Below are 13,002 nucleotides of genomic sequence, written 5' to 3' on the forward strand. Positions count from 1 at the left end.
CGTCAGGCGGTCCTGGCCAGGACTGCCAACACCCCGTCCGCGGTCAGCGCGCTGGATGCCGGATTCTGGCCGGTGACCAGCTTGCCATCGGTGATCGCGAACGGCTTCCAATCCTCGGCGCCGTGCTCATACAGCCCGCCCAGTTCGCGCATCCGCGAGGCCAGCAGCCAGGGCGCGTTCTCGGCGGTGCCGAAGGCGATTTCTTCCTCATCGCTGAAACCGGTGACCCGGCGGCCGGCAAACAGCCAGCTGCCGTCTTCCCTGACGGCGCTGAGCAGCGCCGCCGGACCGTGGCATACCGAGCCGATCACCTTGCCGCTGCGTTCGGCCTCGAACAGCACGCGCGCCATGTCGGCGTCGCGGTACAGGTCTTCGGCCGGGCCGTGGCCGCCCGGGATCACCACCGCCACATACCTTGACACATCGACGTCGGCCAGCACCAGCGGACGCGCCAGGATATCGGCGATGCCGTCCAGGTAGGCGGCGTAGCGCGGCGCTTCTTCTCCGCCATACTGGACGTCGAGGCTGCGCCAGTCGGCGGTCGGCTCGACGCCTCCCGGCGTGGCCAGGTCGACCCGGTAGCCGGCCTGCACGAATTTCTCGTGGATGACGACGAACTCCTCGGCCCAGTAGCCGGTTTCATACTTGCTGCCATCGGTGCGGGTCCAGTGATCGGCGGCCGAGAGGACGATCAGGATGGTGTCGGTGGTGTTCATGCTCAGGCTCCTCGTTGTCGGTGAAACTACAGGGTGGGTGGCGCCGCCTTTTGTGCCTGCCGCGCCGGTGAAGCCATCTTCGCGCCGCCAGCCATCCTGCCGTTACCGGAAACTCGACAATCTTTGCCCAATCCTCCAGGCGCGTTTTCAAGCGCGGCAAGCGGCGCTACTATTGGTGGCATGGACACCCAACTTCTCGACGCCGTGCTGCGCCATGCGCAAGACAATGCCGATGCCGGCGGCATTGCCCGCACGCCCATTCCCGGCCTGATCACGATCTATTCGACCGGCCGCACCGAGCTGAGTTACCAGATCCCGCGCCCCCTCGCCTGCCTGGTACTGCAGGGCAGCAAGCACGTGACGATGGGCAGCCAGTCGTTCACCTTCAATGCCGGCGATTCGCTGCTGATCATGGCCGACGTCCCGACCGTCAGCCAGATCACGCAAGCCAGTGCCGCCGTGCCTTACTGTGCGCTGGCACTGGACCTGTCGCCCGAAGTCATCGCCGACCTGATGACGGAAATCGCGGTGGTGGAAGCGGGCGACGAGGCGCCGGTGCGCATCGAGCCCACCGAGGACCAGCTCGCGGACGTCACGCTGCGCCTGATGCGCATGCTCGAGCGGCCCGCATCGATTCCGGTGCTGAAAGGGGCATTGATCAGGGAATTTCATTACTGGCTGCTGGCCGGACGCCACGGCGCCGCGATCCGGCGCCTGGGGCTGCCGGACAGCCAGGTGCGGCGCATCGCGCGCGCGGTGGCTCTGTTGCGCACCAACTATGCCCAGCGCATGCCGGTGGAGCAGCTGGCGGCGCTGGCCGGCATGAGTCCCTCGTCCTTCCACCAGCACTTCCGCGCCGTGACCTCGCTCACGCCGCTGCAATTCCAGAAGCAGCTGCGCCTGATCGAGGCGCGGCGCCTGATGCTGGCCGAAGGCAAGAATGCGAGCAATGCCGCCCATGCGGTCGGCTACGAGAGCGTGCAGCAATTTACGCGCGAATACGGGCGCATGTTCGGCATGCCCCCGGTGCGCGAAGTCACAGCCCAGGCCCGGCTGCACGCCGCGGCCTGAGCCCCTACTCGAAGCGCCGGTGCAGGCGCATCAGGGCCGTGCCCAGCGCGCTCTCGCGCATGAAGGCGGCGATGGCGGCCACCAGCAGGCACAGGCCCACGCCGCCGGCGCCGACCATGACCCGGGCCGCCGCCTCGCCCCAGCCGGGGTGGCCCGCCGCGATGAAGGCGCCGAGCAGCGCGGCAAAGGTGGTCAGCCCGAACAGGCCGACCGTCGCATACAGCAGGTTAAGGCCACCGAGCAGCAGCGCGATCCTGCGCTCAACCAGCTGCGCCGCCAGCGCGGTGTCGGCATACAGCTGCGCGAACCGGTCATCGCCGGCCGCCAGCGAGGCGCGGAATTCGCGCAGATGGGTGATCGCCAGGCTGTAGCGGATGGCGGCGCCGTTCTGCATGATGGCGCAGGCATTGGTCAGGATCGCGGGCCCGGCGATAAAGGACAGGGGCAGGAAAGGATTGTCGGGGGTCATGGCAGTCTTCTCGCGTCGTGTAATGAGCGGCCGGGGCGGGCGCCCCGGCCCGGCATTCAGATGACCTGGCCGCCCGAGACCTCGATGCGCTGGCCGGTGATCCAGCGATTGTCCTCGCCCAGCAGGCTGGCGATCATGGGGCCGATATCGTCCGGCACGCCGACCCGGCCGAGGGCGATCATGCCGGCGAAGGCGGCGTTCATGTCCGGCGTGTCGCGCACCGCGCCGCCCAGGAAATCGGTCTCGATCGCGCCCGGCGCCACCGTATTGACCGCAATGCCGCGGCTTCCCAGCTCCCGCGCCAGGTAGACGCTCAGGATCTCGACCGCCCCCTTGACCGCCGCATAGGCGCCGAATCCCGGATAGGACACGCGCGTCAGCCCGGTCGACAGGTTGACGATGCGCCCGCCGTCGGCCAGCAGCGGCAGCAGCGCCTGGGTCAGGAAGAACACGCCCTTGAAGTGGACGTCCACCAGGCGGTCGAACTGGGCCTGGGTGGTATCCTCGATCAGCGCCGCGTCGCCATGGCCGGCGTTGTTGACCAGGTGGTCGAAACTGTCGCGGCCCCAGGTCTGCCCCAGCGCGGCGCGCAGGTGTTCGACGAACAGTGGAAAGCCCGCGACGTCGCCGACGTCGAGCCGCAGCGCCAGCGCCTGGCGGCCCATGGCGCGGATCTGGTCGACCACGGCCTGGGCTTCCTGTTCCCGGCTTTGATAGGTGACGATGACGTCGCCGCCCTTCTTCGCGATGTGCAGCGCGGTGTTGCGGCCCAGGCCGCGGCTGGCGCCGGTGACGAGTGCGATCTTGTTCATGGTGTGCTCCTTCAGGTGAAGTGGAAGAGCACCCAGTATCGGGTTGGCGCATGCTCTCCCGTTGCCGGAAGCTGGTTCGTTTTTGCCTGATCCTCCAAATCCTCAAATGTGACATTCCATGGTTTGGGCTGAGCGTAAGTACGTACATCCCCCTATGAAAAATGTTGAAATTCGCGCGCCCCAGCCCCATGTACAATTGATCAATTACCGCCTATATTGGCGGATGCAATCCCGATGGCGACAGCTACATCGCCGTCCATCTCATCCCTCAACGGAAAAAGGAGTTCGCATGGCAATCAGTCTGCAAAAAGGCGGCAACGTCAACCTGAGCAAGGAAGCACCGGGCCTGACCAAGGTCATCATCGGCCTGGGCTGGGATCCACGCTCGACCGACGGTTCCGCCTTCGACCTGGACGGTAGCGCTTTCATGCTCAAGACCGACGCCAAGGTACGTGGCGATACCGACTTCATCTTCTACAACAACCTGAAATCGACCGACGGCTCGGTGACCCACGCCGGCGACAACACCGACGGCCAGGGCGATGGCGACGACGAAAAGCTGACGATCGACCTGGCGCGCGTGCCGGCCGACATCGACAAGGTCTCGTTCTGCGTCACCATCCACGACGCCGATGCGCGCCGCCAGAACTTCGGCCAGGTGGGCAAGGCCTATATCCGCTGCCTGAACGCCGCCGGCGAAGCCGAGATCGCGCGCTACGACCTGTCCGAGGACAGCTCGACCGAAACCGCGATGATCTTCGGTGAGCTGTACCGCGCCGGCAGCGAATGGAAGTTCCGTGCCGTCGGCCAGGGCTTCAAGGGCGGCCTCGGTCCGCTGGCACGCTCGTTCGGCGTCAACGTCTAAGAATCACACAGGGAGCTTCCCTTCCCTGACGGTCCGCGCCGCCCGGCGCGGACCCTGCAACGCCACGCCAGTGGCCGATCACCCATCAAGAGAGCCCACATGCGCGTCTGGTACAACAGGACGTTTTCGTCCGTGAATGCGGCGATCAAGCTGATCCGCGAGGCCGATACCGAAGGCCGTTTCACCATCGTCCACAGCAACGCCAACCGCCATGCGCCGGCCGCGCGCCTGGCCCATGAATTCCACGTCGAGCCCACCGGCCTGAAAGGCGACGCCTACGTCGACTGGTGCCTCACGTTCTGCCGCGACCAAAAAATCGACATCTTCGTGCCGGGCCGCGAAGCCACCGTGCTGGCCGCCGAACATGCGCGCTTCGATGACGTCGGCACCCGCGTGCTCAGCGCCGCCCCGCCGGCGCAACTGAAACGCATCCACGACAAGGCCGATTTCTATGCCGCGACGGTGCTGCCGGATGCGCCGGTGGCGGCCTTTTGCCCCTTCGAGACCCTGGAGCAGTTCGACACCGCCTATGCCGAACTGCGCCCGCAGCATGCGAAGCTGTGCGTCAAGCCGGCGCATGGCATCTATGGCCTTGGCTTCGCCATCATCGACGAAGAACGCAGCAGCGCCGCGCTCCTGATGAAAGGCGTCGAATACCATATCGGCTACCAGGACCTGCGCCGCGGGCTGGGCGAACTGGACTCCTTCAACACCATGCTGCTGATGGAATTCCTGGACGGCCCCGAATACAGCGTCGACTGCGTGGGCGACCATGGACGCCTGGTGGCGGCCGTGGTGCGCCGCAAGCTGCCGCAAGCCGGCAGCGGCCAGCTGATCGATATGCGCCAGGACATCCTGGATGCAACGACGCGCCTGTGCGCCGACTACCAGTTGAATGGCGTGTTCAACGCCCAGTTCCGCGAAGGCGGCGGACGACCGCGCCTGCTGGAGATCAATCCGCGCATGTCGGGTGGAATCGGCATGGCCTGCCTGGCCGGCCCCAACCTCCCGTATATCGCGCTGCGCGGCTTTGCCGAAGGCTATGAGGGTCTCGAGATCCCCGCGCCGCGCCACGGCATGCGGGTGGCCGAAGTCAGCGTCGCGACGGAGCTGGCATGAACGCGCCGCTCCCGACGCCGGTCCAGCGTATCGAGCTCCCGACAGGAACGCTCGACCTGCGCATCGACAGCGGCGCATCCGAACTCGACGCCCTGCTCGGCTTTGCCGCGCGCGCCAACGCCAAGCGCGGCTTCCTGTTCCTCAGCAAGGTGCTGGGCAAGCATTGGCCGGCGCAGCCGATCGACATGCTGATGGTGCACGAGCGCCTGGCCGCGACCGTGCCGCAGTTCAAAGGCGCGGTGCAAGGCCCGGTGGTGTTCATCGCCATGGCGGAGACCGCGATCGGGCTGGGCCAGGGCGTGTTCGAAGCCTGGCTGCGCGCCCATCCGGGCCAGCAGGCGCTGTTCCTGCACACCACCCGCTACCGGGTCGGCGACGGCCCGCTGATCGAATTCGAGGAAGCGCACAGCCATGCACCGCGCCAGTTCCTGCACACGCCGGTCGATCCCGAGCTGCACGCTCTGCTGCTGGCCGCGCGCACCCTGGTGCTGGTCGACGACGAGGCCAGCACCGGCAATACCTTCGTCAACCTGGCCGCTGCCTGCCGTCGCCTGAATCCAGGCCTGGAGCGGGTACACCTGGCCACCATCACCAATTTCATGGGCCGCGCCGCGACCGGGCTGCTGGACACCCGCTTCGGCATGCCGACCACCTGCGGCGCGCTGGTCGAGGGCGAATTCAGCTTCGCGCAAGGCCCCTTGCCGCCCGACCAGGGCGTGGCGCAGCGCTATGAAGAAGACGCCGACCGCGGCGCCAGCGCCGCCTTCGGCCGCCTCGGCACGGCGCGGGCATTGCGGGCGCCGGAGCAGCTGGCGGCGCGCCTGGCGCGTGAATTCGCCCCCGGCAGCCGGGTGCTGGTGCTGGGCACCGGTGAATTCATGCACGTCTCGACCCTGTTCGGCGCCGCCCTGCAGCGCCAGGGCGTCGACGTGGTGGTGCAGTCGACCACGCGCTCGCCGATCCTCACCTGGGGCGCGGTGGACCATGCCTTGACCTTCCCCGACAACTACGGCGAAGGCATTGCCAATTACCTGTACAACGTCGCGCCCGGCCAGTACGACCACGTGCTGGCCTGCCACGAGACCGCGTCCGGCCCCGCGCTGTTCCAGCTCGCCGGCCAGCTCAATGCGCGCCTGTTCCACTTCCAGTCCGAGGACCACGTTGAAGAAGTTCCTGTTCGCTGACCTGGACGACACACTGTTCCAGACCTTCGGCAAATGCGGCGCGCACCGGGACATCCCGGACGCTTTGGCGCCGGCCGCCTATTACAAGGACGGCAGCATCTGCTCGTACACGACGCCGGCCCAGCGCTCCTTCCTGGCCCTGCTGCAGGACGGGATGACGATGATCCCGACCACCGCGCGCGACCTCGACGGCCTGCGCCGCGTGACCCTGCCGTTCGACAGCTACGCCGTCATCAATTACGGCGGCGTGGTGCTCGAGCCGGGCGGCGCGCTCGACCAGCCCTGGCTGGACGGCATGCGCACGGCCATGCACGCCGCCCTGCCCGGCCTCTTGGCGCTGGCCGCCCACATCGACAACCATGGCGCACGCACCGGCTATGGCGGCCGCGCGCGCATGATCGAGGATTTCGGCACCCCGTTCTTTTTGGTGGTGAAGGATCCTGACAAACAGGCCGAGCGCCTGGCGCCGCTCGAGGAACACGTGGTGCGGCCCTGGATCGCCGACGGCGACCGCGACTACTTCATCCACCGCAACGGCAACAACCTGGCCATCTTGCCGAAGGCGCTGAACAAGGCCAACGCGGTGGCCCACATCACCGCGCGTCTGAAGGAAGAACACGGCGAGATCGTCACCTTCGGCATGGGCGACAGCCGCTCGGACGCGCGCTTCATGGCCGCCTGCGACTACGCCATCATCCCGCGCGGCACCCAGCTCGCCGGCATCACCGTGGGGGCGCTGTGAGCGGCTGGGAAGACTTCTCCGGCAGCTACCGCAAGGGCGAGGTCAGCTTCCTGCTGCGCCGCCTGCCGCAGGAAGGCTTCGTCGACGTCGCCGAGAAGGAGGCGCTGATCCAGAGCGGCCGGCGCCACTACAGCCAGATGCTGTCGCCCGAGTCGATGCCGTCCGAACGCTATATGCGGCTGTTCGACGAGGCCTGCCGCGCCAACAATGCGCGCATGGCGCGCGACTGCCTGCGCCTTGCCCGCCTGATCGCCGCGCGCCCGCTGCACCGGCTGGCGCTGGTGTCGCTGGCGCGCGCCGGCACCCCGGTCGGCGTGGTGGTCGCCCGCCTGCTGCGCGAGCTGTTCGGACGCGACGCCGTGCACTACTCGGTGTCGATCGTGCGCGACCGCGGCATCGACGCCGCCGCCCTGCGCCACATCCTGGCGCATGGGCACCAGCCCGATTCCATCGTCTTTCTCGACGGCTGGACCGGCAAGGGCGTGATCGCGCGCGAGCTGGCCAGCTCGGTCGAGGTGTTCAACGTGCGCCACGGCACCCATATCGACCCCGGCCTGCACGTGCTGTCCGACCTGGCCGGCGCCGCCGCCTGCGCGGCCTCGTGCGACGACTACCTGATCCCGTCGAGCATCCTCAACGCCACGGTGTCGGGCCTGGTGAGCCGCACCGTCATGAGCGAGGACATGCGCGCCGACGACTTCCACGGCTGCGTATTTTATGAGCAGTTCGCGCAGGCGGACCGCTCGCAGGTGTTCGCCGACGAGCTGGTGGGACTGGCGCTGGCGTTGGCGCAATCCGACACGCTGCCGCGCGCGGAACCGATCGACGCCGCGGCGGCGCGCGAGCGCTCCCAAACCTATATCGGCGCGGCGATGCGGCGCTACGGCGTCGCCGACGTCAACCTGGTCAAGCCCGGCATCGGCGAAGCCACGCGCGTGCTGCTGCGCCGCGTGCCGCGCCTGGTCGTGCTGCGCGACCCAGGCGCCACCGAGGTGGCGCACCTGGCCGTGCTGGCCGAAGAAAAACAGGTGCCGGTCGAGATCGACCCGCACCTTCCCTATCACGCAGTATCCCTGATCAGGAGTGCATCGGATGGCTAAATCACTGGGCGCGTCGCTGTACGTGCCGGCCAATCACAAGAACCTGACCGCGATCGCCAACGGCGATCGCCTGCCGCACGCGCGCTCGCTGATCTTCTGCACCGAGGATTCGATCGCCGACCGGGAACTCTCCTGGTCGCTGTTCAACCTGTCGGTGGTGCTGGCGAACATGCGCCTGGACGTGGCGGCCGACCGCTTCGTGCGGGTGCGCAATCCCGAAGTGCTGGCGCGCGTGCTGGCCATGCCGGGCGCCGAGAAGCTGACCGGCTTCGTGCTGCCCAAGATCACGCGCCACAATTTCGACAGCTATTACAAGCTGGTGCGCCACACCGAACACGTCTTGATGCCGACGCTGGAGACGGCCGAGGCCTTCGACGACGGCGAGATGCAAGGCCTGCGCGCCGCGCTGGAGGCGCCGGGCGTGCGCCACCGCATCCTGGCGCTGCGCATCGGCGGCAACGACCTGCTGGCCCTGCTCGGCCTGCGCCGCCCGCGCGGCATGACCTTGTACCGCACGCCGCTCGGCCCGGTGATTTCGCGCCTGGTGACGACCTTCCGTCCCTACGGCTTCATGCTGACGGCGCCGGTGTTCGAATACCTAGACCTGCCCGAACTGCTGGACCAGGAAGTGATCGAAGACCTGGCCCACGGCATGGTCGGCAAGACCGCGATCCACCCGACCCAGATCGCGGCGATCGAGCAGCACTTCAAGGTGACGCCGCAAGACCTGGCGGTGGCGCGCGCCATCCTCGACGCCTCGAGCCCGGCGGTGTTCCGCATGGACGACGCGATGCAGGAAGTCGCCACCCACCGCGCCTGGGCCGAGCGCACCCTCGAACAATCCCGCCTGTTCGGCTCGCGCGCCGAACTGGGCCACAAACCATTCCTGGAAGGAGAACCCTCATGACTACTCAATTTGGACGGGGACAGAAAGGCAAGCTGGCCGACCTCGGCACCGGCAACGTCTTCAACGTCGACGTCGAGATCGCCGCCAACGGCGCCTCGGTCGACGTCTCGTGCTTTGGCCTGGACGCCAACGACAAGCTGTCGGACGACCGCTATATGGTGTTCTACAACCAGCTGGCCAGCCCGGAAGGCGCGGTGCGCCTGGACCTGGGTGGCGGTCGCGCGCGTTTTGCGGTGAATCTCGACCTGCTGCCCAGCTCGATCGCGAAGCTCGTGTTCGTGGCCGCGATCGACGGCGCGGCCACCATGCGCACGCTGGGCGCCAGCGCCCTGTCGCTGGGCAGCGCTGTGCGCTTCCCATGGTCGGGCGCCGACTTCGGCGACGAGAAGGCCCTGATCGTGGCCGAGATCTATCGCCGCGACGGCCTGTGGCGCTTCGGCGCCGTCGGCCAGGGTTTCAATGGCGGCCTGTCGGCGCTGCTGGCCAACTTCGGCGGGACCGAAGCCGGTTCCTCGACGCCCGCGCCCGCATCCAGACCTGCTCCTGCGGCCGCGCCAGTGCCAGCACCCGCGGCACGGACGGTGTCACTGTCCAAGGTCACGCTCGACAAACGCGGCGACAAGGTGTCGCTCGACAAGCGCCCAGGCGGCGGCTACGGCCGCATCCACGTCAACCTGAACTGGAACCAGGCCGCGATCGCGCCGCCTCCTGCCTCGCCACCGCCGCCATCCTCGGCCGCGCGCGGCGGTGGGTTCCTCGACCGCCTCACCAGCATGGCGGGCGACCTCGCGAACAAGGCCGGTGAAATGGCCAACAAGGCCGGCGCGGCGCGCAAGGGCCGCAGCGGCATCGACCTCGATCTCGGCTGCATGTACGAACTGGCCGACGGCCGCCGCGGCCTGGTGCAGGCACTCGGCAACACCTTCGGCGACTACGAGCGCGAACCTTTCATCCAGCTCGATGCCGACGACCGCACCGGCGCCGCCGCCAATGGCGAGAACCTGTTCATCAATGGCGAGCGCTTCGACCAGATCAAGCGCGCGGTGATCTTCTCCTTCATCTACGAAGGCGCGGCCAACTGGGCCGTGACCAATGGCGTGGTGACGGTAACGGCGCCGGGCCAGGCGCCGGTCGAGGTGAAACTCGATGGCGGCGACCGCCAGATCATGTGCGCGATCGCGCTGATCGAGAACCGCGGCGGCAACCTGGTGATCACCAAGCTGGCCGAGTACTTCCAGCAACAGGGCATGACCAGCGCGCATGAGCTGATGGACCGCCATTACGGCTTTGGCATGCGCTGGAAGACAGGCAGTAAATAAGTATCTACCTGGCGGGGCTGCTACCAGTTGCAGCCCTTGCCGGTGATGGTGTCGATGGCGAGAGGGACCAGGAGCAGGATATTGGCCTTTTCGCCGCCGGCATACTTGGTCTGGCAATCCGGGACCTTCGCCTTTCTCACCGCACGCGCCAGCGCGCTGTCATCGCTGGCGCGTAGCGGTTCCAGTGCGACCGGACCGCGTTCGCTGTCCGCCTGACGCGCGGCCGCGCGCAATGCTTCCATATTTACCCGTCCCGGCTGCGGCGCCACGTCCGGCGCCTCGGCTGCGTGGTGTTCTTCGCTGGCCAGGACCGGCACCGCCACCAGCGCCGATTCGACGGGCGCCGTTACCGCTGGACGTCGTACCGGTGAGCGTGGCGCGACCGCCGGCCGACGGTCGGCGGCAGCGGCAGCGGCGGGAGCGGCTGCTGCGGGCACTGGCATCCTTGGCGCCGCGATGAAGGCAAGCTCGATGTAGTTGGCCGGCGCCGGTTCGGGACCGCGCGTCGGTGCGCCGACGTGCTGCAGCAAGGCGTACGCGAGCAGCATGTGGCCCAGGAGGATCAGCGCACCAGGCCCGATCCGCGGCAACGGGATCCGTTTCACGCCGCCACCCGCCGGCGCAGCTGCTGTGCCAGCAGTTCGGGACGGTCAAGGTACAGGAACACGTAACGCGGCAGGCGCTTCTTCACCTGCCAGTGCAGGATGTCGACCCGTGCATCTTCTTCGAGCACCAGCAGACAGTTGGGCTGGTCGAACGGCGTCACCAGCAGCATGTCGCGGCGCGCCACGCCGTGGCGTCGGCGCCAGGCTGGCAGCGGCGCATCGACCGTCTCCAGGCGCGCGATTTCCGCCAACGGCAGCACGCCATCGACGCGCGCGCCGACGCGCAGATGGAGCGCATCGTCGGTCATGACATGGCGCCCTACCCCGATATGCCAGCGGTCGCCCAATACCCATGCCAGCGTGTACAGCACGGCGACGGCGCCGAGGACGTGCAGCAGGGCCAGCGTGCCGGCATCCTCGACGAACAGGTTCAGCAGCAGGACGTGCACCGGCAGCTCGAGCAGCAGGCTGACGAAGACGACGGCGGTGGCGGTGCCATAGGCGCCGCGTTCCAGGTAGGTCAGTGCGACGCCTTCCGGCAGCGCACAGGCAGCGGGTTGCCGCTGCAGGCGCCTGAAGCAGCCAATCCACAGCAGCCGGTCGAGCCGGAGCATCCCCACCAGTTCGGGCGGCAGCAGCGCCGTTACCCGCGCATGCCACGGGGCCCGCGCGGCATGCGCGCTGCGCAGGCGCTGCCAGGCGTCCGGTGCGTGGGCGATGTCTTTCGCCATCAGCAGCAACAGGGGCAAGGCCAAGCCGGCATTGCGCAGGAAAGGCTTGGCGGCATCTGGAGCGAGTGCTTTGGCGATGGAAACCAGGAATATAGCGGCGAGGCCCCAGCCGGCGAGATCGCGCCAGGACGTGGTGCGCAAGATGGAAGCAAGTGAAGACGGCTGCATGAATCGACGATCGGATGGATGAATCGTTCGATTACAGCATGCGCAAGGAATATGAACAACGGCTGGCGAATGCCAAGCAGGAGATCATGCGTTTCGCATGACTAAAATGAGTCCGGCTCCCGGAATATACGCTCTGCGCGCTTGAGATTGGTGCGGAAGATGAAGCCCGGCAGGAGCAGGAAAAAAACGATCAGCGCGGGCAACGCGACGTTCATGAGAACGTGGCTTTATGCGGCCTTGGGTACGATAGTAACGCGAACTGACTGACCGTCGTCACGGCGAATCTTGAACTCGCCTGCAGCAGCCTGAGGTGCCGTTTGTGGGAGGCTTCGTTTGCTGGTCATGAACTGGCGCAACTGGTCTCGAGCTTGCGGATCAGCAAGGAGTTCCGACGCGAGCTGGCTTTTCAAGGCTTTCATGCTTTAACTATGCCACAAGTAAAAAACGATTGCATCCGACGACACGCCTTCTCGCGCATAAAAAACAAGGCCGGCTCGCTAAGCGATACCGGCCTCATGTCCATCGGCGGAAGACTCCGCCAGATGAAAAAATATTACTGCAGCTTGATTTCGACGTCGACGCCAGCTGGCAGGTCCAGCTTCATCAGTGCGTCAACGGTCTTGTCGGTTGGGTCCACGATGTCCATCAGACGCTGGTGCGTACGGATTTCGAACTGGTCGCGCGAGGTCTTGTTCACGTGTGGCGAACGCAGCACGTCGAAACGCTGGATACGGGTTGGCAGTGGGACTGGGCCCTTGACGACGGCGCCGGTACGCTTGGCGGTGTCGACGATTTCCAGAGCCGATTGGTCGATCAGCTTGTAGTCGAATGCTTTGAGGCGAATACGGATTTTCTGGTTAGCGGACATGCTATTTCCTTTAAAAGAACGTTCCGGCTTGTTGCCGGCAATGTGGTCAAGACACTTCGGTACTGCTCAAGAGGCGGGAGTATAGCATCGTTCCCGCTCAAACAGATGGGGACAGACCAAAAAGTCTGTCCCCATCGTTGTGCTGGAGAGACTCCGTGAGGAGTCCATCCAGCGATCCCGGCCTGATGAATTAGGCCAGGATTTTTGCAACAACGCCGGCGCCGACGGTACGGCCGCCTTCGCGGATTGCGAAGCGCAGACCTTCTTCCATCGCGATCGGAGCGATCAGCTTGACGGTGATCGAGACGTTATCGCCTGGCATGACC

At 66.6% G+C, this 13,002-nt stretch carries 15 protein-coding genes; 8 read left to right on the forward strand and 7 right to left on the reverse strand.

What is annotated here, in order from left to right; genetic code table 11:
• Positions 1 to 2: 2 nt before the first annotated feature.
• A complete protein-coding gene (locus tag FVD38_RS20305) occupies positions 3 to 716 on the reverse strand; it encodes a type 1 glutamine amidotransferase domain-containing protein (RefSeq protein WP_147936470.1) in 714 nt (237 codons plus the stop codon).
• Between the two features lie 180 nt (positions 717 to 896).
• On the opposite strand from FVD38_RS20305, the gene FVD38_RS20310 reads away from it, so the two are divergent.
• Entirely contained in the window at positions 897 to 1,787 is an 891-nt protein-coding gene (locus FVD38_RS20310; protein WP_147936471.1) for an AraC family transcriptional regulator, read from the forward strand.
• A gap of 4 nt (positions 1,788 to 1,791) precedes the next feature.
• Here the strand turns inward: FVD38_RS20310 and FVD38_RS20315 are convergent, their stop codons facing one another.
• The gene (locus FVD38_RS20315; protein ID WP_147936472.1) at positions 1,792 to 2,256 is read right to left on the reverse strand and encodes a DUF2721 domain-containing protein; all 465 of its coding nucleotides are present in this window, start codon (positions 2,254 to 2,256) and stop codon (positions 1,792 to 1,794) included.
• Between the two features lie 56 nt (positions 2,257 to 2,312).
• Positions 2,313 to 3,068, reverse strand: coding sequence for an SDR family NAD(P)-dependent oxidoreductase (locus tag FVD38_RS20320; RefSeq protein ID WP_147936473.1), 756 nt, complete (start codon positions 3,066 to 3,068; stop codon positions 2,313 to 2,315).
• 289 nt (positions 3,069 to 3,357) lie between these two features.
• Between FVD38_RS20320 and FVD38_RS20325 the strand changes: the two genes are divergently transcribed.
• From FVD38_RS20325 to FVD38_RS20355, 7 genes are all read left to right on the forward strand, one after another.
• Entirely contained in the window at positions 3,358 to 3,933 is a 576-nt protein-coding gene (locus FVD38_RS20325) for a TerD family protein (protein ID WP_123069930.1), read from the forward strand.
• 132 nt (positions 3,934 to 4,065) lie between these two features.
• The gene (locus FVD38_RS20330; RefSeq protein ID WP_308617090.1) at positions 4,066 to 5,052 is read left to right on the forward strand and encodes an ATP-grasp domain-containing protein; all 987 of its coding nucleotides are present in this window, start codon (positions 4,066 to 4,068) and stop codon (positions 5,050 to 5,052) included.
• On the forward strand, positions 5,049 to 6,236 hold the full coding sequence (locus FVD38_RS20335; protein WP_147936475.1) for a phosphoribosyltransferase domain-containing protein: 1,188 nt from the start codon (positions 5,049 to 5,051) through the stop codon (positions 6,234 to 6,236). The genes FVD38_RS20330 and FVD38_RS20335 overlap by 4 nt, the downstream gene beginning before the upstream one ends.
• Complete coding sequence (locus FVD38_RS20340; RefSeq protein WP_147936476.1) at positions 6,214 to 6,978, forward strand: hypothetical protein; 765 nt, start codon at positions 6,214 to 6,216, stop codon at positions 6,976 to 6,978. Before FVD38_RS20335 ends, FVD38_RS20340 begins: the two co-directional genes overlap by 23 nt.
• Entirely contained in the window at positions 6,975 to 8,078 is a 1,104-nt protein-coding gene (locus FVD38_RS20345) for a cysteine protease StiP family protein (protein WP_147936477.1), read from the forward strand. Before FVD38_RS20340 ends, FVD38_RS20345 begins: the two co-directional genes overlap by 4 nt.
• On the forward strand, positions 8,071 to 8,985 hold the full coding sequence (locus tag FVD38_RS20350; RefSeq protein ID WP_123069925.1) for an HpcH/HpaI aldolase/citrate lyase family protein: 915 nt from the start codon (positions 8,071 to 8,073) through the stop codon (positions 8,983 to 8,985). The genes FVD38_RS20345 and FVD38_RS20350 overlap by 8 nt, the downstream gene beginning before the upstream one ends.
• Positions 8,982 to 10,304 (forward strand): TerD family protein, encoded by a 1,323-nt coding sequence (locus tag FVD38_RS20355; protein ID WP_147936478.1) that lies wholly within the window; start codon positions 8,982 to 8,984, stop codon positions 10,302 to 10,304. Before FVD38_RS20350 ends, FVD38_RS20355 begins: the two co-directional genes overlap by 4 nt.
• Before the next feature lie 20 nt (positions 10,305 to 10,324).
• Here FVD38_RS20355 and FVD38_RS20360 read toward each other — a convergent pair whose 3' ends face one another.
• The 4 genes from FVD38_RS20360 to FVD38_RS20380 all read right to left on the reverse strand — a co-directional run.
• Complete coding sequence (locus FVD38_RS20360; RefSeq protein ID WP_147936479.1) at positions 10,325 to 10,909, reverse strand: hypothetical protein; 585 nt, start codon at positions 10,907 to 10,909, stop codon at positions 10,325 to 10,327.
• Complete coding sequence (locus FVD38_RS20365; protein WP_229493856.1) at positions 10,906 to 11,781, reverse strand: hypothetical protein; 876 nt, start codon at positions 11,779 to 11,781, stop codon at positions 10,906 to 10,908. The genes FVD38_RS20360 and FVD38_RS20365 overlap by 4 nt, the downstream gene beginning before the upstream one ends.
• Before the next feature lie 580 nt (positions 11,782 to 12,361).
• Positions 12,362 to 12,676, reverse strand: coding sequence for a 30S ribosomal protein S10 (gene rpsJ / locus FVD38_RS20375; protein ID WP_136219921.1), 315 nt, complete (start codon positions 12,674 to 12,676; stop codon positions 12,362 to 12,364).
• A 190-nt stretch (positions 12,677 to 12,866) separates the two neighbouring features.
• Positions 12,867 to 13,002 (reverse strand): EF-Tu C-terminal domain-related protein (locus FVD38_RS20380; RefSeq protein ID WP_502572596.1); only part of this gene is annotated, 136 nt, incomplete at its 5' end.

Source organism: Massilia arenae, assembly GCF_008014745.1.
GTDB classification, from domain to species: Bacteria; Pseudomonadota; Gammaproteobacteria; order Burkholderiales; family Burkholderiaceae_D; genus Telluria; species Telluria arenae.

Bases quoted from the DNA above. Each gene is read 5' to 3' on its own strand.
- FVD38_RS20355 (WP_147936478.1), top strand. From the start codon at position 8,982: ATGACTACTCAATTTGGACGGGGACAGAAAGGCAAGCTGGCCGACCTC.
- FVD38_RS20315 (WP_147936472.1), bottom strand. From the start codon at position 2,256: ATGACCCCCGACAATCCTTTCCTGCCCCTGTCCTTTATCGCCGGGCCC.
- FVD38_RS20310 (WP_147936471.1), top strand. From the start codon at position 897: ATGGACACCCAACTTCTCGACGCCGTGCTGCGCCATGCGCAAGACAAT.
- FVD38_RS20325 (WP_123069930.1), top strand. From the start codon at position 3,358: ATGGCAATCAGTCTGCAAAAAGGCGGCAACGTCAACCTGAGCAAGGAA.
- FVD38_RS20335 (WP_147936475.1), top strand. From the start codon at position 5,049: ATGAACGCGCCGCTCCCGACGCCGGTCCAGCGTATCGAGCTCCCGACA.
- FVD38_RS20320 (WP_147936473.1), bottom strand. From the start codon at position 3,068: ATGAACAAGATCGCACTCGTCACCGGCGCCAGCCGCGGCCTGGGCCGC.
- FVD38_RS20305 (WP_147936470.1), bottom strand. From the start codon at position 716: ATGAACACCACCGACACCATCCTGATCGTCCTCTCGGCCGCCGATCAC.
- FVD38_RS20350 (WP_123069925.1), top strand. From the start codon at position 8,071: ATGGCTAAATCACTGGGCGCGTCGCTGTACGTGCCGGCCAATCACAAG.
- rpsJ (WP_136219921.1), bottom strand. From the start codon at position 12,676: ATGTCCGCTAACCAGAAAATCCGTATTCGCCTCAAAGCATTCGACTAC.